At 73.2% G+C, this 20,208-nt stretch carries 16 protein-coding genes; 8 read left to right on the top strand and 8 right to left on the bottom strand.

Translation table 11 applies throughout. The features are described from left to right. Nucleotides 1-198: 198 nt before the first annotated feature. The 3 genes from IO36_RS24355 to IO36_RS24365 are packed head-to-tail and all read left to right on the top strand — an operon-like array spanning nucleotide 199 to nucleotide 3,715. A complete protein-coding gene (locus tag IO36_RS24355) occupies nucleotides 199-852 on the top strand; it encodes a TetR/AcrR family transcriptional regulator (protein ID WP_051900897.1) in 654 nt (217 codons plus the stop codon). Continuing rightward, nucleotides 849-2,216, top strand: a complete 1,368-nt coding sequence (locus IO36_RS24360; protein ID WP_037622966.1) for an MFS transporter — start codon at nucleotides 849-851, stop codon at nucleotides 2,214-2,216. The genes IO36_RS24355 and IO36_RS24360 overlap by 4 nt, the downstream gene beginning before the upstream one ends. Further along, nucleotides 2,213-3,715, top strand: coding sequence for a pyridoxal phosphate-dependent decarboxylase family protein (locus IO36_RS24365; protein WP_051900898.1), 1,503 nt, complete (start codon nucleotides 2,213-2,215; stop codon nucleotides 3,713-3,715). Before IO36_RS24360 ends, IO36_RS24365 begins: the two co-directional genes overlap by 4 nt. Before the next feature lie 256 nt (nucleotides 3,716-3,971). On the opposite strand, the gene IO36_RS47435 is transcribed toward IO36_RS24365, so the two are convergent. Both IO36_RS47435 and IO36_RS24370 read right to left on the bottom strand, forming a co-directional pair. Further along, nucleotides 3,972-4,145 (bottom strand): hypothetical protein, encoded by a 174-nt coding sequence (locus tag IO36_RS47435; protein WP_167347417.1) that lies wholly within the window; start codon nucleotides 4,143-4,145, stop codon nucleotides 3,972-3,974. Nucleotides 4,146-4,174: 29 nt separating this feature from the next. Continuing rightward, nucleotides 4,175-4,531: a PRC-barrel domain-containing protein gene (locus IO36_RS24370; RefSeq protein WP_037623166.1), complete on the bottom strand. Its 357-nt coding sequence runs from the start codon at nucleotides 4,529-4,531 to the stop codon at nucleotides 4,175-4,177. Nucleotides 4,532-4,650: 119 nt separating this feature from the next. Here IO36_RS24370 and IO36_RS46940 point away from each other — a divergent pair, with 119 nt between their 5' ends. Further along, entirely contained in the window at nucleotides 4,651-5,922 is a 1,272-nt protein-coding gene (locus IO36_RS46940; protein WP_037623167.1) for a hypothetical protein, read from the top strand. A gap of 68 nt (nucleotides 5,923-5,990) precedes the next feature. On the opposite strand, the gene IO36_RS24380 is transcribed toward IO36_RS46940, so the two are convergent. From IO36_RS24380 to IO36_RS24400, 5 genes are read right to left on the bottom strand one after another with little or no spacing between them, the layout of a single operon-like run. Further along, on the bottom strand, nucleotides 5,991-6,626 hold the full coding sequence (locus IO36_RS24380; protein ID WP_037622968.1) for a vitamin K epoxide reductase family protein: 636 nt from the start codon (nucleotides 6,624-6,626) through the stop codon (nucleotides 5,991-5,993). Continuing rightward, nucleotides 6,623-7,408 (bottom strand): respiratory nitrate reductase subunit gamma, encoded by a 786-nt coding sequence (narI, locus tag IO36_RS24385; protein ID WP_051900900.1) that lies wholly within the window; start codon nucleotides 7,406-7,408, stop codon nucleotides 6,623-6,625. The genes IO36_RS24380 and narI overlap by 4 nt, the downstream gene beginning before the upstream one ends. Continuing rightward, on the bottom strand, nucleotides 7,405-8,223 hold the full coding sequence (gene narJ, locus IO36_RS24390; RefSeq protein ID WP_037622970.1) for a nitrate reductase molybdenum cofactor assembly chaperone: 819 nt from the start codon (nucleotides 8,221-8,223) through the stop codon (nucleotides 7,405-7,407). Before narJ ends, narI begins: the two co-directional genes overlap by 4 nt. Beyond that, a complete protein-coding gene (narH, locus tag IO36_RS24395) occupies nucleotides 8,220-9,800 on the bottom strand; it encodes a nitrate reductase subunit beta (protein ID WP_051900901.1) in 1,581 nt (526 codons plus the stop codon). The genes narJ and narH overlap by 4 nt, the downstream gene beginning before the upstream one ends. A 1-nt stretch (nucleotide 9,801) precedes the next feature. Then, nucleotides 9,802-13,506 (bottom strand): nitrate reductase subunit alpha, encoded by a 3,705-nt coding sequence (locus IO36_RS24400; RefSeq protein WP_037622971.1) that lies wholly within the window; start codon nucleotides 13,504-13,506, stop codon nucleotides 9,802-9,804. 459 nt (nucleotides 13,507-13,965) lie between these two features. Between IO36_RS24400 and IO36_RS24405 the strand changes: the two genes are divergently transcribed. The 4 genes from IO36_RS24405 to IO36_RS24420 are packed head-to-tail and all read left to right on the top strand — an operon-like array spanning nucleotide 13,966 to nucleotide 19,480. Further along, nucleotides 13,966-15,354, top strand: a complete 1,389-nt coding sequence (locus tag IO36_RS24405; RefSeq protein WP_245173461.1) for a TIGR04053 family radical SAM/SPASM domain-containing protein — start codon at nucleotides 13,966-13,968, stop codon at nucleotides 15,352-15,354. Then, the gene (locus tag IO36_RS24410) at nucleotides 15,335-17,992 is read left to right on the top strand and encodes a multicopper oxidase domain-containing protein (RefSeq protein WP_051900902.1); all 2,658 of its coding nucleotides are present in this window, start codon (nucleotides 15,335-15,337) and stop codon (nucleotides 17,990-17,992) included. The genes IO36_RS24405 and IO36_RS24410 overlap by 20 nt, the downstream gene beginning before the upstream one ends. Beyond that, nucleotides 17,992-18,438: a hypothetical protein gene (locus IO36_RS24415; protein WP_037622972.1), complete on the top strand. Its 447-nt coding sequence runs from the start codon at nucleotides 17,992-17,994 to the stop codon at nucleotides 18,436-18,438. Before IO36_RS24410 ends, IO36_RS24415 begins: the two co-directional genes overlap by 1 nt. Nucleotides 18,439-18,469: 31 nt before the next feature. Beyond that, nucleotides 18,470-19,480 (top strand): Acg family FMN-binding oxidoreductase, encoded by a 1,011-nt coding sequence (locus IO36_RS24420; protein WP_037622973.1) that lies wholly within the window; start codon nucleotides 18,470-18,472, stop codon nucleotides 19,478-19,480. A 226-nt stretch (nucleotides 19,481-19,706) separates the two neighbouring features. On the opposite strand, the gene IO36_RS24425 is transcribed toward IO36_RS24420, so the two are convergent. After that, a complete protein-coding gene (locus IO36_RS24425) occupies nucleotides 19,707-20,120 on the bottom strand; it encodes a pyridoxamine 5'-phosphate oxidase family protein (protein WP_037622975.1) in 414 nt (137 codons plus the stop codon). Between the last annotated feature and the right edge of the window lie 88 nt (nucleotides 20,121-20,208).

The raw sequence follows: 20,208 nt of genomic DNA on the forward strand, positions 1-20,208 counted from the left end.
TGTTCTGCGTCACAGTCGGTGCGCAGGTGCACGGTGAGGCGCCCCGGCGCCCCGGGCCGCCGCCGGCCGGGCGGTCCTCCCGGCGGGGCGTCACCCGCAGGAGCGTACGGGCCGGACGGGGAGCGGCGCGGCGGGGTTCGCGAAATTCTCTCCATCAATCGATTGATCGGGATGCCGCGGCGGCATATCCTCCCCGCCATGTCCGACTCGCCACCCGACGCACCGGCTCCGGCACCCCTGCCACCCGATGCCAGCCGCGAACGCATCATCGCGGCCGCCACCTCCCTGTTCGCCGACCACGGCTACGACGGCACGAGCACCCGCCGGATCGCCGCCGAGGCCGGACTGAACATGGCCACCGTCGCCTACCACGTCGGCGGGAAGCCGGACCTCTACCGCGAGGTCATGCTGCGCGCCCACCTCGCCGAGCAGAAGGTGCTCACGGACGCGCTGGCCGCGTTCCGTGAGCTCGCGCCCGCCGACCCGGTCGCCGCCGTCACCGGACTGGTCGACCGGTACCTCGACTTCTGTCTCGACCAGCCGCACATCCCGGCCCTGTGGATGCGCCGCTGGCTCTCGGACGCCGCGGAGTTCGCCGACCTGGAGGCCGCGTACGCCCGGCCGCTCATCGAGGCGGTCACCGACACCGTGCGCGAGGTCGTCCCGGCCGGGCCGTCCGCCGCGCCCGCCGACGTGGAGATGACCGTCTGGACGGTGCTGTGGAGCACCCACGGCTTCTGCCGCTCGGGCATCCGCGCCGACGTCCCCCGCTTCCGCGCCCACCTGCGCTCCCTCGTCCTGCGCGATCTGGGGCTCGGCGCCCGGGACGCGCGCGACCAGGAGCGCGGATGACGACCGCCGTGGTCCCGCCGTCCGCCGTCGGGGACATCACCCGGCGCCGCCTGTTCGTCTACGGACTCGGCTCGGTCGGCACCGGCGTGTTCTCCACCGTCCCCGGTCTGCTGCTCCTCTACTTCATGACCGACGCCCTCGGTGTCCCCGCGGGCGTCGCCGGACTCGTCGTCACCCTGCCCAAGGCCTGGGACGCGGTGTTCAACCCCCTGGTCGGGGCCGCGAGCGACCGCGAGGCCGTCCGCACCGGCCGCCGGACCCGGCTCCTGGTCGCCGGCGCCCTCGCCCTGCCCGCCGCCTTCGCGGCGATGTTCCTGTCCCCGCTGACCGGCACTGGCGCGGCGGTGTGGGTGACGGTCACCTTCGTCCTGGCCGCCAGCGCCTTCTCCCTGTTCCAGGTGCCCTACGTCGCCCTGCCGGCCGAGATGTCGCCCGAGCCGGCCGTCCGCACCCGGATCATGGTCTGGCGGATCGTGTTCCTGACCCTCGGCATCCTCGTCGCGGGCGGCGCCGCACCCCTCGTCGTCGACATCGCGGGCGGCGGCCGCAAGGGGTACGGAACGATGGGGCTGGCCGTGGGCCTCGTCATCGCGGCGGTCCTGCTGGTCCCCGCGCTCGGCACCCGCTGGGTGCGCTCACGGCCCGGACCCGAACCCCTCGGACTGGTCGCCGCGTTCCGCACCGCACGAGGCAACCGCGCCTTCTTCGCGCTGCTGCTCTCCTTCGTGCTCCAGGCCGCGGCCGTCGCGATCATGCTCGCGGCCGCACCGTACGTCGCCACCTACCGGCTCGGCGGCTACGGCCTGACCTCGATGCTGTTCGTCTGTCTCGTCGCGCCCAGCGCCGTCGCCGTCCCGCTGTGGGCCAAGGCCGCGGGACGATGGGGACGGCTGCGCTGCCTCACGGTCGCGACCTGCGGCTACGCCCTCGGCTCGGCGGCCCTGCTCCCGGCCGCGGGCAGCGGCGACGGCACCGCCGCGGTCGCCGCGACGCTCGCGCTGTGCGGGCTGCTCGGCGTCTGCTACGCGGCCCTCCAGGTCCTGCCGCTCGCCCTGCTGCCCGACACCGTGCACGCCGACACGGCCAGGACCGGACAGGTCCAGTCCGGCGCGTTCACCGGCCTGTGGACGGCCGGCGAGACCGTCGGACTCGCGGCCGGACCCGGCGCCTACTCGATCGCCCTGGCCGCCACCGGTTTCGTCTCCTCCACCCTGGACCACCCCGTCGCCCAGACCGCCACCGCCCGCACCGGCATCCTCCTGGGCTTCAGCCTCGTCCCCGCCCTGCTCATGCTGCTCTCCCTCCCCGCCCTGCGCGCCTACGGCCACCGCCGCGCCGTGCGAGAAACGGAATCCACCCGATGACGACGTACCAGCAGACCGCCGCCGACGCCCGCGCCGCCCACCCGGGCCTGCCCGAGACCGGCCGCTCCGGCGCCGACCTCCTGGCCGAACTCGCCGCCCTCACGGCCGCCGACCTGCCCACCCGGGGCGGGAACACCACCGCCTACGTCTACGACAGCGGCCGTCCCGAGGTGCGCGAGGCCGCCGAACGCGCCTACGTGACGATGATGGAGGTCAACGGGCTGGACCCGACCGCCTTCCCGAGCATCGTCGCCCTCGAACGCCAGGTCGTCGGCGCGACCGCCGCCCGCCTCGGCGGCGACGACACCACCCCGGGCATCTTCACCAGCGGCGGTACCGAGTCGATCATCCTCGCGGTCAAGGCCGCCCGGGACGCCCGCCCGGACGTCCTGGCCCCGGAGATCGTCGTCCCCGTCACCGCCCACGCCGCCTTTCATAAGGCCGGCAGCTATCTGCGGGTCACCGTGCGCAGCGCGCCCGTCGACCCCGAGACGTACCGCGCCGACCCCGCCGCGATCGCCGAACTCTGCAACGAGAACACGGTCCTGGTCGTCGCCTCCGCCCCGTCCTACGCCCACGGCGTCATCGACCCCGTCGCGGAGATAGCCGCCGACGCCGCCGCCCGCGGCATCCCCTGCCATGTCGACGCGTGCGTCGGGGGCTGGCTGCTCCCCTGGCTCGCCGAGGCCGGCGCGCCCGTCCCGGCCTTCGACCTCTCCGTCCCCGGCGTCACGTCCCTCTCCTGCGACCTGCACAAGTTCGGCTACGCCCCCAAGGGCGCCTCGGTCCTGCTGTTCCGCGACGAGGCGCTGCGCCTCGACGCCTACTACGCCTGCGCGACCTGGCCCGGCTACACCGTCGTCAACTCCACGATCCAGAGCAGCAAGGGCGCAGGGCCCCTCGCCGGAGCCTGGGCCACGCTGCAGGCGCTCGGCGCCGACGGCTACCGCGAACTGGGCCGTGCCGCCCTCGCCGCGACCCGTGCCCTGATCGCCGGTGTGGAGGAGATCGACGGGCTCACCGTCCTCGGCAGCCCCGACGCCACCCTGGTCGCCCTCGGCGCCGACCCGGCGGCCGAGACCCCGCTTGACCTGTTCGCCCTCGCCGACGAGACCCGCGCCCGGGGCTTCTTCCTCCAGCCGCAGCTCAGCCTCGACGGCCTCCCGGCCAACCTGCACCTGACCCTCACCGGGGTCAGCGAGCGGGGGGTCGGCGAACTGCTCGCCGTTCTGCGCGAGTGCGTCGAGACCGTCCGTCCGCTCGGCCCTCCGACGCCGCCCGCGGACATCGTCGACCTGCTCACCCAGGTGGATCTGACCGAGCTCGACAACGCCTCCTTCGCGGCCCTGCTCCCGGCCGCGGGCGTCGACCTGAGCGGTGAGAACGCGGCCCGGATGGCCCCGGTCAACCGCCTCCTGGACGCCCTCCCGGCGGCCACCCGCGAGGTCATCGTCACCCGCTTCCTGTCCGCGCTCTACAGCCCCTACCTCGGAGGCTGAGGACGACGCTCCAAAGGCGGCGGCTCCGGCCTCGGTGCCGCCGCGTCCGCGACGGCCGGGTGGCGGGGTGGCCGGGTACGAGGATTCCGTACCCGGCCACCCCGCCACCCGGCCGTCCGGCGCGTGACCGCCGATCGCGGAAGCGCTCAGGCCCACCGGCCCGGGGGTCCCGCGGTCAACGGGCCACGCGGTGCCTGCGGCCGCCGCGGCGCAGACGCAGACCCCGCTCAGGCCCACCGGCCCGGGGGCCCGGCGGTCAACGGGCCACGCGGTGCCTGCGGCCGCCGCGGCGCAGACGCAGACCCACATAGGCGAGATCGGCGAGCAGGACGAGACAGCCGATGACCAGCAGGTAGAACAGTCCGTGGGCGGCGAACCCGATGATGCCGAGGACGACCGCCACGAGGAGCAGGAACAGGAACAGGCTCATCGGCTCTCCCGTCGGTGTTGCGGGGCGTGTCAGCGACGGGCGAGACGGCGCTCGCCCTTGAGACCCGGTGTGTAGGCGAGGTCGTAGTGCGCGAAGACCTCGGGTTCGTCCGTCGCGGGCAGCACGCCGTCCGTGTCGATGAACGGCGCCCTGCGCACCAGCCCTTTCTCGTGCGCGACCCGCAGATAACCCGGCCCGACGGTCGCCCGGTCCAGGGGGACGAACACCAGACGCCGGCGCGTGGGCAGGCCCACGGTCACGGTGGCGAAGGACGGATCGTCGGTGGCCGTGTCGACGTAGACGGACTCCAGGGTGCCGATCTTGTGGCCGCCGGGGTCCACCACGTCGTGACCACGCCATTCGCGGATGTCACCTGCCTCGAACATCATGTACCTCCCCTACGGGAGTACCCCCGATCCGGGGCCTGATGCCGGGGGCCACCGGCATCGTCCGAGGGCCGCTTGCGTTGTCGATCAAGAACGGAATACCTTCGCCTGCTGTGACCATGACACGCAGAGCGATCATCAAGGGAATGGCCGCCGCCCCGTTCATCGGAGCCGCCGGCAGCGTTCTCTCCGCCTCCCCGGCTCAGGCGGCCACCATCGACGCCGGGCAGTTCTCCCTCACCGCCCGCACCGCCAACAGCTACGGTGAGTTCGCCGATCTGACGGCGGGTCTGGCGACGAAGCTGCCCACGGTGGACGCGACGGCCGTCATCGCCGACGTGAACCGCAGCGCCACGCACCTCACCAGCGCCCCCAGCACCTCCGAGGCCTTCGAGACGGGCTTCGCCTGGGACGACGACGACCAGGCGGTCGACTACTGGATCCCGCAGGGCGTCACCACCAGCGCGGACGCCTACGGCGACGGCACCTACCCCGACGCCGGGACCAACCGTGTCGTCCTCGCCTCCTGGTACTTCGAGACCGACCCCGACGGTGACGGCGTCGACAACTACACGCTGGACAAGGGCCTGCGGCTCACCTTCGTCAACTACAACAACGCCTCGGCGCCCAAGTACCGGCACGTCCTGCTGGTCGAGCCGGTGAAGACCTCCACGGGCGAGTTCTCCTTCAACCCGATCCGCAAGCATGCCGGCGGCATCATGTGGTACGGGAACCTTCTCTATGTGGTCGACACCTACAAGGGCCTGCGGGTGTTCGATCTCAACACCCTCTTCAAGGTGCCGCTGACCGAGAAGGACGTGTGCGGTCTGCACACCGACGGTCAGTACTACGGCTACGGGTACCAGTACGTCCTGCCGCAGAGCCACGCCTACGACAACGCCGGCAAGTACCTGCGCTACACGGCCATCGGCCTGGACCGCGCCAGCAGCCCCGACAGCCTCGTCATCAGCGAGTACTCCCTGTCCGGGACAGTCAGCTACACAGACGGTTCGTTCAACGGCACCGGCGTCGCCACCACCACCCCCAAGGTGGTCCGCTGGAACCTCGACTACACCGACCGGCAGCTCGCCTCGCTCACCGCGACGGAGGCCGTCACCGTCAGCCAGCAGAAGATCCAGGGCGTGGTGTCCCGCAACACCAAGCACTACCTGTCCGCCAGCGACGGTCCCTCCACCAAGGGCACCCTGCGCACCTTCACCTCCGGCGGATCGACGGCGAGCGCGGTCTGCGACCTGGTCATCGGCTGCGAGGACCTCAGCTACCACAGCAGCGGAGCGTCCAAGTGGGCGTTCAGCGAGTCCGTGATCTGGAACGTGGGCGAGTACGTCAACAAGCGCTACGTGTACGCGGTGCACGCGGACGGTTCGTGACGCGGGGGAGCCGTCGGCGGGCACCGGGCGTGCCGCCGCCGGCTCCCACAGGGGGCCTCGGCCCCGTATCAGAACAGGCTGCTCCAGTACGGCCAGAAGCGGGTCAGGACGAGCAGCGCGATCACCCCGTACCAGGCGATGAGCAGCATCCAGTGGGACTCCCTGACGAGCGTCAGGACCGGGCGAGGCGCGGGCAGGAGGCCCCGTTCCAGGCAGTGCACGGTGGCGTACCAGAACAGCGCGATGGTGGAGACCCATACCCCGGCGCAGTAGGGGCAGATCCTGTCGAGCTCGTAGAGCGACTGCGCGATCAGCCAGTGGACGAACACCACCCCCGCCAGGGCTCCGGCGTCCAGCGCGAGCCACAGGCCCCGGCTCAGCCGGGACCCGGTCAGGACGGCGACCCCCAGGACGGCCACGGCCGCGAACGCGCCCAGCCCGAGCAGCATGTTGGGGAAGCCGAACACCCGGCCCTGAGCGCTGGACATCACACTGCCGCAGCTCACCACCGGACTGATGTCGCACGGCGGCGTGTACGTGGGATCGCGCAGCAACCGCCAGTCGTCCAAGGTCAGTTGGAACGAGGCGAGCCAGCCGGCGATCCCGGTCAGGAGCATCACCAGTCCGGTGCGCCGGGCGGAGCCCGTGGAACCGGTGCTCGCGAGTGCCGTGGCGTCCGCCGACAGCGCGGGGCCGTGGCTCATCGGGTCCGCCCCGGGTGCGGGGCCCGCCGGTTGCCGCCCGTCGCGGCCCGCGCGGCGGCCGTCGGCACGGCCCGGCGGCGGTAGACGATGTAGGGCCGGGCGAGGTACCCGATCGGCGCGCTCCACACGTGCACCAGGCGGGTGAACGGCCAGGCGGCGAAGAGCAGACAGGCGGTCAGGGCGTGCAGCTGGAACAGGAGCGGCGCCCCGGTGATGGCGTCCGGCTGCGGCTGGAGGGTGAACACGCCCCGGAACCACACGGAGACGGTGCACCGGTAGTCGTAGCCGGGGCCGAAGACGTTGTGGGTGGCCGTCGCCGACAGGCCCAGCAGCACGGTCGCGGACAGCAGCGGGAACAGCACCTTGTCGCTGCGGTCGGTGCCCAGCCGGATCGGCCGGGTCAGCAGCCGCCGGGCGCACAGCATGCCGAGCCCGGTGACCATGGCGACGCCCGCCACCGAGCCCGCCCAGACGGCCGTGGTGTGGTACGCGTGCTCGGAGATGCCCGCGGCCTCGGTCCAGGTGTCGGGGACGGCGAGCCCGACGACGTGCCCGCCGATCACCATGAACGCCCCGAGGTGGAACAGCGGACCGGCCCAGCGCAGCCAGCGGTGCTCGAAGAGCTGGCTGGTGCGGGAGGTCCAGCCGAACTGGTCCTGCCGGTAGCGCCAGGCGTGCCCGACCACGAACACCGCGAGACACGCGTAGGGGAAGGCGACCCACAGGAGCAGGTCGGCGCCGCTCGTGGAGGCGGCCGCTACGGGCAGGAGCGGGGCGTTCATCGGGGGCCTTCCGTACGGCTGGTCGGGTGGGCCGGCAGCCGGGTCGGCGGCGCGGGCATCGGCGGCACGAACGTGCCCGGAGGGGCGAACTCCCCCTGGCCGTACGTCCCGTAGGGGTCGAGCCCCACGTCCTCGTTCGGCGGGCCCTCGGCGATCAGCTGGTCCACCGCGGCCCGGTCCGCGTCGCTGGGCGGCGGGAGCAGGGTGAGCAGTGCCCCGAGTACGTGCCGGTAGGGGGAGTCGGCGTCGGTCAGCGCCCGGTGGATCAGCTCGAGGCCGCGCCGGTGCTGACGCAGCGGCGCCTCGCCCGCGCCCGGACCGGAGAGGGCGGCGAACTCCAGCACGACCGGGAGGTGGTCGGGCAGTTCGCCCCCGTCGGTGTCCCACCCGGCGGCCCGGTAGCGCTGGTTCAAGGTGAGCAGCGCCATGCCGCGGCGGCGGGTGTCGCCGTGGAGGTAGTAGGTGAGGTAGAGGCCGCTCCGCCGGCGCAGGTCGAACATCTCGACGTAGTGCCGCTCGAGGGCGTCCGGCTCCTGCGCGGTGAGCCAGCCCGCGAACGCGGAGAGCTCCGCGGCGGCGGGGGAGGCCGGGAGCGTCTCGACTGCGGCTGCCAACGCCGTTCGGGCCGAGGTGAGTTCGGCGTCGGGGTACTGGAGCAGCAGCGAGCACAGCCGCAGCACCAGGGTGCGGGCCTCGGCCTCCTCGGGTGTGAGCCGGGCCGGGCGGCGGACGGCCGCCCGGACGCGGGTGCGGACGAGGGAGGGAATGCTCGGGGACCGGGGGGTCGTCCGGACGGGGTTCGGGGCAGGGTTCACGGTCGGTCTCCGGTCTTCTTGCGGCGCAGGGTGGGGATCCCGAGCATCACCCGGCCGCCACCGGGGTCCTCGGCGCCGCCGGACGACTCGACCGGGCAGCGGTTCTCGACGGCGGTGAGGGCGGCCGCGTCCTCCTTGTGCGCGGCCGGCACGACATAGCGGTCGGCGTACTTGGCGACGGCCAGCAGCCGGTGCAGGTCCTCCGCCTCCCGCGTGGTGAGGCCGACGGCCTTGAGCACCGACTCGTCTCCGTCCTCGCCCAGGGTGCGTTCGCGCATGAAGGACCTCAGGGCGGTGAGCTTCATCAGCACGCCGCCGACCACGTCCGTGTCGCCCGCGGTGAACAGCTCCGCCAGGTATTCCAGCGGGATCCGCAGCCGGGTGACGGCGGCGAAGACATGGTCGGGGTCGTCCTGGTTGCCGCCCGCCGCGTCCACGGCGTCCAGCACGGGCGAGAGCGGCGGCACGTACCAGACCATCGGCAGGGTGCGGTACTCCGGGTGCAGCGGCAGCGCCACCTTGTACCGCATGACCAGGTCGTACACCGGGGAGCGGCGGGCCGCCTCCAGCCAGTCCTCCGGGATGCCCGAGTCCCGCGCCGCCGCGATGACGTCGGGGTCGTGCGGGTCGAGGAAGACCCCGCGCTGGGCGTCCAGCAGGTCCTTCTCGTCCGGGGTGGCCGCGGCCTCGCCGACCCGGTCGGCGTCGTAGAGGAGCAGCCCGAGGTAGCGCAGCCGCCCGACGCAGGTCTCGGAGCAGACGGTGGGCTGTCCGGCCTCGATGCGCGGGAAGCAGAAGGTGCACTTCTCGGCCTTGCCGGTGGCGTGGTTGACGTACACCTTCTTGTACGGGCACGCCGTCACGCACATGCGCCAGCCGCGGCAGCGGTCCTGGTCGACCAGGACGATCCCGTCCTCGACCCGCTTGTACATCGCGCCGGACGGACAGGCCGACACACAGGCCGGGTTGAGGCAGTGCTCGCACAGCCGGGGCAGATGGAACAGGAAGGTCTGCTCGAACTCGAACCTGACCTTCTCGGCCCAGGCGCCGCTGAGGTTGGGGTCGGCGCCGGCGTGCTCGCCCGCGCCGCCGAGGCCGTCCTCCCAGTTGGCGCCCCAGGTGATGGGGGTGGGTCTGCCGGTGAGGACCGAACGGGGCTGGGCCACCGGGAAGTCGGGGCCCGCGGGGGCGCTGACCAGGTTGTCGTAGTCGTAGGTGACGGGCTCGTAGTAGTCCTCGATGGACGGCAGGTCGGGGTTGGAGAACAGCGACAGCAGGCGCTTGACCCGGCCGCCCGAGCGCAGCACCAGCCGGCCGCGCCGGTCGAGCATCCAGCCGCCCTTCCAGTGCTCCTGGTCCTCGTAGCGGCGCGGGTAGCCGACGCCGGGCTTGGTCTCGACGTTGTTGAACCAGGCGTACTCGACGCCGGTGCGGTTGGTCCAGGTCTGCTTGCAGGTGACCGAACAGGTGTGGCAGCCGATGCACTTGTCGAGGTTCATCACCATCGCGACCTGTGCCATGACCCGTCCGACAGCGGCTTCGCCGCGGGGTCCGACGGTGGTCTCGCCGCTGGCCATGTCAGTACTCCACGTTCTGCGAGCGGCGGCGGACGACCGTGACCTCGTCGCGCTGGTTGCCGGTGGGGCCGTAGTAGTTGAAGGCGTAGGTGAACTGGGCGTAGCCGCCCGCCAGATGGGTCGGCTTGATCAGCAGTCGGGTCAGCGAGTTGTGGATGCCGCCCCGCTTGCCGCTGACCTCGGTCTTCGGCACGTTCACGTTGCGGTCCTGGGCGTGGTACATGTACACCGTGCCCTCGGGCATCCGGTGGCTGACCACGGCGCGGGCGGCGACGACACCGTTGCGGTTGTACGCCTCGATCCACTCGTTGTCCTTGACGCCGATTTTCTCGGCGTCGGCGGTGGACATCCAGATGACCGGGCCGCCCCGGGACAGCGCCAGCATGTGCGCGTTGTCCTGGTAGTTGGAGTGGATCGACCACTTCGAGTGCGGGGTCAGATAGCGGACGGTGACCTCCGCCCGGCCCCGCTCGTGCAGCCGGTCGTCCCCGTAGTGCCGGGGCGTGTTCAACGGCGGCCTGTAGGCGGGCAGTTGCTCGCCGAACTCGGCCATCCAGTCGTGCTGCACGAAGAAGTGCTGCCGGCCGGTGAGGGTGTGCCAGGGCTTCTTGTGCTCGGTGTTGATGACGAACGCCGAGTAGCGGCGCCCGCCGGTCTCGCTGCCCGACCACTCGTACGACGTCATCACCGAGCGGGGCTGGGTGCGGGTGTCGGCGAACGTGATCCGCTCGCCCTCCCGTTCGGCGGCGAGCTCCACGAGCCCCTTGCTGCCGGTGCGCCGTTCCAGTTCGCGGAAGCCCTCGGTGGCGAGGCGCCCGTTGGTGGTGCCGGACAGCGCGAGGATCGCCTCGCACATGTCGGAGGCGGTGGCGAGCGACGGACGCCCGGCGGCCACGCCGTCCCGGACGGTCCCGCAGCGGTGGCGCAGTTCCTCGATCTCCCGGTCCGGGTGGACCGTCACGCCCTTGGTGGTGGTGCCCAGCGTGTCCAGGAGCGGACCGACGGCACGCATCTTCTGCGCCACCGCCGCGAAGTCCCGCTCGATGACGACGAGTCTGGGCATGGTCCGTCCCGGGACCGGTTCGCACTCGCCGGCCTTCCAGTCCCGCACCACCCCGCCGGGCTGGGCGAGTTCGTCGGGGGTGTCGTGCAGCAGCGGCACCGCGAGGACGTCGGTGCGGGTGCCCAGGTGCTCGGCGGCCAGTTCGCTGAACCGGTCGGCGATGGTCAGGAACGTGTCGTAGTCGGTGCGGGCCTGCCAGGGTGGGGCGATGGCGGGGGTGAAGGCGTGGACGAAGGGGTGCATGTCCGTGCTGGACAGGTCGTCCTTCTCGTACCAGGTCGCGGCCGGCAGGACGACGTCGGAGAGCAGACTGGTCGAAGTCATCCGGAAGTCCATGGTGACCAGCAGGTCGAGCTTGCCCTCGGGGGCCTCCTCGCGCCACACCACCTCCTGCGGCCGTGACTCGGGCGGGGTCTCCTCGGAGCGGACCGCCGCGTCCGTGCCCAGCAGATGGCGCAGGAAGTACTCGTTGCCCTTGCCGGAGGAGCCCAGCAGGTTGGCCCGCCAGACGGTCAGCACGCGGGGGAAGTTGGCCGGGTCGTCGGGGTCCTCGGCGGCGAACCGGAGCTTCCCGGACGTGAGTTCGTCCACGATGTGCTCGGAGACCGGGCGGCCGGCCGCGGCCGCCTCGTCGGCGAGGTCGAGGGGGTTGCGGTTGAAGCCGGGGTGGCCAGGGGTCCAGCCCATGCGGATCGCCTGCGCCAGACAGTCGGCGGTGGACTTCCCCGCGAAACGGCCCTCGCCCAGCGGCGACGCCAGCTCGTCGGGCCCGATGGCCTCGTAGCGCCACTGGTCGGAGTTGAGGTACCAGTACGAGGTGCCGGCCATGTGCCGGGTGGGCCGCTGCCAGTCGAACGCGAAGGACAGATGCTGCTGCCCGGTGACCGGGCGGACCTTCTCCTGGCCGACGTAGTGCGCCCAGCCGCCGCCGTTGACGCCCTGGCAGCCGGTCATGGTCGTCAGCGCCAGGAAGGCCCGGTAGATGGTGTCGGAGTGGAACCAGTGGTTGGTGCCCGCGCCCATCGCGATCATCGAACGGCCCTGCGTGCGCTCGGCGTTGCGGGCGAACTCCCGGGCGATCCGGGCCGCCTGCTCGGCCGGCACCGACGTGATCGTCTCCTGCCAGGCCGGGGTGTACGGCTGCGAGGCGTCCTCGTACGACGCGGGCCAGCTGCCGGGCAGGCCCGGCCGGGCCACGCCGTACTGGGCCAGCATCAGATCGAAGACCGTGGTCACCAGCCGCCCGCCGATCCGGCGGACCGGGACCCCGCGCACCATGGTGGAGCCGCCCTCGCCGACGCCCTCGTCGAACCGGGGCAGCGCGACCTCGACCGTGTCCTCGGCCCGCTCCAGCAGACTCAACTCGGGCACGACGTCGCCCAGTTCGAGGTTCCAGCGGCCCTCCCCGGTCTCACCCCAGCGGAAGCCGAGCGAGCCGTTCGGCACGACGGGCTCGCCGGTCGCGCTGTCCAGGAGCACGGTCTTGGATCCCGCGTTCTCCGCGCCGGCCTCCGCGCCCCCGAGGTCGGCGGCGGTCAGGAACCCGTCCGGGACGAGACCCAGTTCGTGCTCGCGCAGCGTCACCAGGAACGGGGCGTCCGTGAACGTCCTCAAGTACTGACGGAAATACGGCACTTCGCGGTCGACCAGGAACTCGCGCAGGATCACGTGGCCTATCGCCATGGCCAGCGCCCCGTCCGTTCCCGGGTGCGGGGAGAGCCATTCGTCGGCGTGCTTGACGTTGTCGGCGTAGTCGGGGCTGACCGCGACGACCTTCGTGCCGTTGTAGCGCGTCTCGGTCAGGAAGTGCGCGTCGGGCGTGCGGGTGACGGGGATGTTGGAGCCCCACATCACCAGATAGCCGGCGTTCCACCAGTCGGCCGCCTCGGGGACGTCGGTCTGGTCGCCGAACACCTGCGGGGAGGCGACCGGCAGGTCGGCGTACCAGTCGTAGAACGACAGCAGCGTCCCGCCGATCAGCGACATGAACCGGGTGCCGGCCGCGAAAGACGCCATCGACATCGCCGGGATCGGCGAGAACCCGGCGACGCGGTCCGGACCGTACGCCTTGACGGTGTGCACATGGGCGGCGGCGACCAGCTCGCTCACCTCGTCCCAGCCCGCGCGGACCAGACCGCCCTTGCCGCGGGCCCGCTTGTAGGCCCGTGCCTTGGCCGGGTCGGAGGTGATCTCCGCCCAGGCCGCGACCGGGTCGCCGAGCCGCTTGCGCGCCTCACGCCACAGCTTCAGCAACGCGCCCCGCACATACGGGTAGCGGACCCGGCTGGGGGAGTACGTGTACCAGGAGAACGACGCCCCGCGCGGGCAGCCGCGCGGCTCGTACTCGGGGCAGTCGGTGCCGATCGACGGGTAGTCGGTGGCCTGGTGCTCCCAGGTGATGATGCCGTCCTTGACGTACACCATCCACGAGCAGGAACCGGTGCAGTTGACCCCGTGTGTGGACCGTACGACCTTGTCGTGCGCCCACCGGTCGCGGTAGAAGCCCTCCCACCGCGGGTCGCCCTCGCCGAACACCGCACGGCCGTCGGCCGACACCTCGCGGCGGGTCAGCAGCCGCCGGGCGGCCAGCGGCCAGTCCTCACCGAGCGGCGCCCGCCGTCGTACGTTCTGATCGTTCTCCATGGCGCCGACGCTAGGTGCCGCCGACCTCGGCGTATCTGGTCCGGCGGTCCCTGCCGGAGCGCCTTTCGGCCCTCTCCGGACGGCCGCATCAGGGCCGAACGGCCCCTGTTCGGGACCCGGTCGGCCGACGGGGCGGGCACGGCCCCGGTTGCATGCTGGCCACGGCCGGCCCGTTCGGGAGGACCGCCGGCCGCCCGCCGACCGCCACCCGTGGATGCCGACGGCGACCGATCCGGAGGACCCCGTGCACGACCGCAACGCCTGCCTTCGCCGCCGCGACCGCCGCCGTCACGCCCGGCGGGAACCGTGTTCGATCCGGCCCGCCCGGGGGGAACCGTGGCCGGCCCGGCCCGCCCGGCGGACCTCGTGTTCGGCCCAGGCCGCCCACTGTCGTGCCGCCCGCCGGCTCGCACCGGGCGCGGAGCGGTGCGGAGACCGCGGGCCGGGAAGGACCGGACGATGAACGCGGCCCCGCGCGCCGTCCGGCGTCAGCGGCACGACCCGGGGGAGCGGCCCTTCATCGTCATCTGGGAGTCCACCCGGGCCTGCCCGCTGGCCTGTCTGCACTGCCGGGCCGAGGCCGTGCCCGACCGCGACCCGAGGGAACTGGACACCGCCGCCGCCCGGGACCTGCTGCGCCAGGTGGCCGCCTTCGGACACCCCGCCCCCCTCTTCGTGATCACCGGCGGTGACCCCTTCCAGCGCCCCGACCTGACCGAACTCATCGCCTACGGCCGGGAAACGGGAGTGCGGGTCGCCGTGTCGCCCTCCGGCACCCCGACCCTCACCGAGGAGCGGCTGCGCGCCGTGCACGCGGCGGGCGCCTCGGGGCTCTCCCTCAGCCTGGACGGCTCCACCGCCGGACTCCACGACGCGTTCCGCGGCGTGCCCGGAGTCTTCCGCTGGACCCTCGACGCCTGGGACACCGCCCGCGCCCTCGGGATGAAGGTGCAGATCAACACCACCGTCACCCGGCACAACCTGCACGACCTGCCCGACATCGTCCGCCTGGTCGCCGAGCACGGGGCGATGCTGTGGAGCGCCTTCTTCCTCGTGCCCACCGGACGCGGCCGACGTCTGGGGGTACTGACGCCCGGTGAGGTCGAGGACGTCCTCAACTTCGTCCACGACGTCGGCCTGACCGTCCCCGCCAAGACCACCGAGGCCCACCACTTCCGCCGGGTCGTACTCCAGCGGCGCGTCCTCGCGGACCGCGGCGAGGACCATGTCGCGGCGCTCGGACTCGGCCCGCTGTACCGGGAGTTGAGCGCACGGGCCGCCGAACTGGGCCTGACCGCCGGAGCGCGCCGGGTCCGGCGTCCGCCGCTCGACGTCAACGCGGGCCGCGGGTTCGTCTTCGTGTCGCACACCGGGTCCGTCCACCCCAGCGGATTCCTGCCGCTCGGCGCCGGGAACGTTCGGAAGCGGCCGCTGACGGAGATCTACCGCGACGCGGAACTGTTCACCGCGCTGCGCGACCCCGGCCGGCTGGGCGGCAGATGCGGGGCCTGCGAGTTCCGCCGGGTCTGCGGCGGCTCCCGCTCGCGCGCCTACGGCGTCACCGGCGACCCGTACGCCGAGGAGCCCTGGTGCGGCTACGTCCCCGGCTCGCCCGTGCAGCCGTCCGCCCCTCCTCGTACGACCGCCGCCCCGGTGCAGCCGTCCGCCCCTCCTCGTACGACCGCCGCCCCGGTGCAGCCGTCCGCCCCTCCTCGTACGACCGCCGCCCCGGTGCAGCCGTCCGCGCCTCCCCGGACGACCGCCGCCCCCGCGCTGCCGCTCGTCCCTCCCTGTACGACCGCCGCCCCCGGCGGCAAGGAGCCCCACCGTGCACAGCACCCTCGATGACCCGGCCGTCGGCCCGCCCCGCCCGCCGAGCAGGTTCAGGACGTCCGGCCGGCGTGGCCGTCACCTGGCCGCCCACGCCCTGGTCGCCGCCTGGGCACTCCTCGCACTGCTCGCGGCGAGTGACCGGCAGACGCTGCCCGTGGCCCGCTGGCTCGCGATCCACCTGTTCCTGCTCGGCGCCGCCACGACGGCGATCGTCGTCTGGAGCGAGCACTTCGCCGTCGCCATGCTCCACGCCCGGCCGCCCGCGCGACGCTGGAGCGACGCCCGGCTGGCCGGCGTCAACGTCGGCGTCGCGGGCGTCCTCGCCGGGGTGTGGACGGACCTGCCCGCACTGACCGGCGCGGGGTGCGCCCTGCTCGTCACCGCCGTCACCGCTCACCTGGTGGTGCTGGTCCGCCTCGGGCGCGGGGCGCTCGCCGGGCGGCTCGCCCCGATCGCCGACTACTACCGGGCCGCGGCGGCGGCGCTCGTCGTGGGCGGGGTCCTCGGCTGGCTGCTGGCCACCGGCCGGACGGGGGCCGGGCAGTACACCGGGCTCAAGCTGGCCCATGAGCACATCACGCTCCTCGGCTGGATCGGACTGCCCGTGCTGGGCACGCTGTTCATGCTCTGGCCCACCGTGCTGGGCGTGCGGATGGCCGAGCGCACCACCCGGGTGGCCCGCCGGGTCCTGTCGCTGACCGTGGGCGGGCTGCTCGTCACGGTCGTCGGACTGACGCTCGGCGTACGCCCCGCCGCCGCGGCCGGCATGGCCCTGTACGCGGCCGGGATCGCCCTCACCGGGCACCTGTTCGCCGGAACGCTGCGCCACAAGCCGGCGATCTCACCGGCAGCCGCCTGGACGCTCGCCGCCGCCATGGCCTGGCTGGCCGTCGGCGTGAGTGCGGACCTCGGGCTCCTGACCCTCCGGCCCCTTACGGTGGTCCGGGACGCCGTCGGCTCCCTGCTCCCGGTGCTGCTCGTCGGCCTGGTCGCCCAGGTCCTCGTCGGGGCCCTGACCTATCTCCTGCCCGTCGTGCTCTCCGCCGGCCCGAAGGAGCGGGCCACGCTGCGGGCGGTGCTGGAGCGGTACTGGCCGCAGCGACTGGTCCTCCTCAACGCCGGTGTCGCCCTCCTGGCCCTGCCCGCTCCGGGCCCCGCCGGCACGGTGGGCGCGCTGCTCGCCGCAACCGCCGGGGCCGCGTTCCTCGCCCTGACGGCCACCGCGCTCGTCCGGAGCGGACTCGCGCTCCGGCGGGAGACCGGCCGAAGCGGCGGGGCGGGGCGTCCCGCGCTGTGGGGCATCGCGGCCGGAGCCGTGGTGACCGTGCTGGCCGTCCTTGTGGCCAACAGCGGTGGCGGAGACGGGAGTTCGGACGTGGCCGGTGGCGCGGCGGGCCGCGGCTCGGGAGCCACCCGTACCGTCGCCGTGGCCCTGACCGACCTGCGGATCCGCCCGGCCCGGATCGAGGTCGCCGCGGGCACCCGGCTGCGTCTGGACGTCACCAACACCGACTCCCAGCGGCACGACCTCAAGGTGGAGGACGGTCCCGCCACCCCGATGCTCGCCCAGGGCGAGGGCCGGGTGCTCGACCTCGGGCCGGTCACCGCGGACCGCCGGGCCTGGTGCACCATGCCGGGTCACCGTGCGGCCGGGATGAGTCTGGACATCGTCGTGAAGAGGTACGGAACGGCGACCGCCGGCAGCGGAACGGCGACCGTCGGCAGTGGAGCGGCGACCGCCGGCGCCGGACACTCCGAGCACATGACCGCCGGACCCGGCGGCCTGGACCTGTCCGCCCCCTTCTCGGCCGGCTGGCGTCCGCGCGCCGCCGAGCTCGCCCCCGCCCCGGGCGGCACCGTCCACCGGGCCGAACTGCACGCGGGCAGCAAGGAGATCGAAGTGGCCCCCGGGGTGAACCAGCGGATGTGGACGTTCGGCGGCACCGCGCCGGGCCCCACCCTGCACGGAAGGGTCGGTGACGTCTTCGAGATCACCCTCGTCAACGACGACACCACCATGGGCCACGGCATCGACTTCCACGCCGGCTCCCTCGCCCCCGACCGGCCCATGCGGACGATCCGGCCCGGCGAGCGCCTGGTCTATCGCTTCCGCGCCGAGCGGGCCGGGGCCTGGCTGTACCACTGCAGCACGGCGCCGATGCTCCAGCACCTGGGCAACGGCATGTACGGAGCCGTCGTCATCGACCCGCCCGGACTCAGGAAAGCCGACCGCACGTTCGTCGTCGTCACCTCCGAGATCTACCTCGGGACCCCGGGCAGCGCCGCCCAGACCGCCAAGATGCGCCGGGACACCCCGGACGCCTGGGTGTTCAACGGCGTCGCCGGCCAGTACGAACGGGAGCCGCTGAAGGTGAAGGCCGGTGAGCGGGTGCGCTTCTGGGTGGTCGCGGCGGGGCCGAGCGACGGTGTCGCCTTCCACGTCGTGGGTACGGTCTTCGACACCGTGTACAAGGAGGGCGCCTATCTGCTGCGGCCCCAGGAGGCAGGGGGATCGCAGGTGCTCGACCTCGCGACCGCGCAGGGCGGCTTCGTCGAGACGACCTTCCCCGAGGCCGGGCACTACGCCTTCGTCGACCACGACATGCGTCACGCCGAGGCGGGCGCGCACGGCACGGTGGAGGTGACCGGCTGATGGACACCGTCGGCTGGTGGTCCCTCGTACGCTTCGCGCATGTGACCGGCGCCGTCCTGTGGGTCGGCGGTCAGCTCGCCCTGTCCCTGGTGATCCTGCCGCTGGCCCGCCGGCTGCTCGACCCCGGGCCCAAGGACCGCTTCACCACCGCGGCCGGACGCCGCTTCGGGATCCTCACCGGGACCGTGTTCCTGCCGCTGCAACTGGCGACCGGCTGGGCCATGGCCCGGCACCGGGGCGTCACCTGGGCCTCGCTCGCCGAACCCGGCTACGGCCGTACCCTGGCCGCCAAACTCGCCCTGTTCGCCGTGGTGATGCTCGCCGCCGCCGGCCACGGGATCGCGCAGTCCAGAGGACGTCCGGAGCTCGCCCGGTCCCTCGCCGTCGTCTCCCTCGTTGGTTCCCTCGGCGTCGTCCTGCTCGCCACGGCCCTGCCCACCACCTGACCCGAACGTCCCACCCCGCGAAGGAGCCCCGATGCAGACCCGGAAAGTCGATGCCGCGACGGTGCGCACCCTGCTGACCGCGGCGGTGGCGGCGCCCTCGATCCACAACACCCAGCCCTGGCGGTTCGGCCTCGACCCCGACACCGGAGTGATCCGTGTCCGGCTCGACCGGACCCGCCCGCTGCCGAAGGCCGATCCCCGGCTGCGCGCCCAGCACCTGTCGGTCGGCGCGGCCGTCCTCAACCTCCGGGTGGCCGCCGAGCACCTCGGCTGGGAACCCCTCGTCCAGCTCTGCCCCGTCCCGCAGGACCCGGACCTGGTCGCCACCGTGCGGCTTCTCCGGCCGGCCGCGGACGCCCGGCTGCCGCTGCGCGAGCTGTACGAGGAGGTCGAGCGACGCCACACGAGCAGGATGCCCTTCACCGGCCGTCCCGTGCCGGATCCGATCACGTACGAGATGACCGCAGCGGCCCGGGCCGAGGGCGCGCAGCTGGACGTGCCGGACATCATCGGGACCCGGCGCCTGCTGCGGCTGACCCAGGCGGCCGAGGCCCGCACCAGCGCCGACCCGGCCCGGGCCGACGAGGAGCGCTCCTGGGTCCGGGTGCCCGGCACCGACGGGCCGTACGGCATCCCGGTCAACGCCCTCGGGGCACGGGACGCCTCCGGCCGGATGCCGGTGCGGGACTTCACCGGCGGTCTGTCCGTGCCGCGGCTGGCGGCCCTGCGCTTCGAACGCCACGCACAGGTGGCCCTGCTGTGGACGCCGTACGACTGGCGGGAGGACTGGCTGCGGGCGGGGCAGGCCCTGGAGCGGGTCCTGCTCACGGCGACCCGGCACGGGGTGCGCACCTCGGTGCTGCACCAGGCGATGGAGTGGCCGGACCTGAGGACGGCCACGGCCGGAGCCAAGCGGCGCTGTCGCCCCCAGGCCCTGATCCGCTTCGGCTACGGAACCGACGGCGGCCGCACACCTCGCGCCGAACCGGAACCGGGGCCGGGGCCGGGGCCGGGGGTTGGTGGGCGTGGGGGTGGGAGCTGAGGGGTGGGGCCCCGGCGCGGGGCGGCACTGAAGGGTGTTGCGGCGGTGCCAGAGCTGAGCGGGGTGCTGGTCGCGCGGGGCGGGAGCCGAAGCGTGGGGCGGCGGCGCGGGGAACCCCGGCGGGCCCCGCTGCCCCTTGCCCGCCGCTCGGCGGTGCGGGACGGCGAGGGCCCGCCCGGGCCGGATCAGCGGGGAGACGGCGTTGCGATCCGGCCGGCGGCCATGGTCAGGCGTGGCCCCGGAGATCGCGTCCGGTGACCATTTCCGACTCGATCCGTACGAACACCGGGCGCCGCAAGGGCATCCAGGACGCCGGACCGACCTGCGACAGCCGTTCGTGCTCGGCCGGGTCGGTCACCAGCGTGGCCCGTCCGGTGACGACCACGCTCCAGCCGGACCGGTTCTCCGTGTCGAACTCGTCCGCCTCGAAGGCGACCACGACGCCGTCGATCGCGCGGACGAGGTCGGAGTCCGACGAGGTGCGCAGCAGTACGGAGTCGTCCGTGTCCAGACAGAAGTTGACCGGAAGGACCGCGGGGAGCGCCTGCCGGGTGTACACCACGCGGCCGACCGGAACCTTCGCCAGGAGGCGCAAGCACTCCTGCCGGTCGAGTTCGTGAAAGGTGTCTTCCTGGGACATCCAGCCATGGTGCCCCCGCGCGCCAGGACTCAATAGGGCCGGTCGGCCCTATTGAGGGGGAGCCGAAAGGCAGGTTCTCGCGCCGGTC

The sequence above is a fragment of the Streptomyces aureus genome (genome assembly GCF_000725495.1).
GTDB lineage: Bacteria > Actinomycetota > Actinomycetes > Streptomycetales > Streptomycetaceae > Streptomyces > Streptomyces aureus_B.

Coding starts and splice junctions, on each gene's coding strand:
- IO36_RS24365 (WP_051900898.1), top strand. CDS start 2,213: ATGACGACGTACCAGCAGACCGCCGCCGACGCCCGCGCCGCCCACCCG.
- IO36_RS24355 (WP_051900897.1), top strand. CDS start 199: ATGTCCGACTCGCCACCCGACGCACCGGCTCCGGCACCCCTGCCACCC.
- IO36_RS24420 (WP_037622973.1), top strand. CDS start 18,470: ATGCAGACCCGGAAAGTCGATGCCGCGACGGTGCGCACCCTGCTGACC.
- IO36_RS24400 (WP_037622971.1), bottom strand. CDS start 13,506: ATGGAGAACGATCAGAACGTACGACGGCGGGCGCCGCTCGGTGAGGAC.
- IO36_RS46940 (WP_037623167.1), top strand. CDS start 4,651: ATGACACGCAGAGCGATCATCAAGGGAATGGCCGCCGCCCCGTTCATC.
- IO36_RS24415 (WP_037622972.1), top strand. CDS start 17,992: ATGGACACCGTCGGCTGGTGGTCCCTCGTACGCTTCGCGCATGTGACC.
- IO36_RS24405 (WP_245173461.1), top strand. CDS start 13,966: ATGAACGCGGCCCCGCGCGCCGTCCGGCGTCAGCGGCACGACCCGGGG.
- IO36_RS24360 (WP_037622966.1), top strand. CDS start 849: ATGACGACCGCCGTGGTCCCGCCGTCCGCCGTCGGGGACATCACCCGG.
- IO36_RS47435 (WP_167347417.1), bottom strand. CDS start 4,145: ATGAGCCTGTTCCTGTTCCTGCTCCTCGTGGCGGTCGTCCTCGGCATC.
- IO36_RS24370 (WP_037623166.1), bottom strand. CDS start 4,531: ATGTTCGAGGCAGGTGACATCCGCGAATGGCGTGGTCACGACGTGGTG.
- IO36_RS24380 (WP_037622968.1), bottom strand. CDS start 6,626: ATGAGCCACGGCCCCGCGCTGTCGGCGGACGCCACGGCACTCGCGAGC.
- narH (WP_051900901.1), bottom strand. CDS start 9,800: ATGGCCAGCGGCGAGACCACCGTCGGACCCCGCGGCGAAGCCGCTGTC.
- IO36_RS24425 (WP_037622975.1), bottom strand. CDS start 20,120: ATGTCCCAGGAAGACACCTTTCACGAACTCGACCGGCAGGAGTGCTTG.
- narI (WP_051900900.1), bottom strand. CDS start 7,408: ATGAACGCCCCGCTCCTGCCCGTAGCGGCCGCCTCCACGAGCGGCGCC.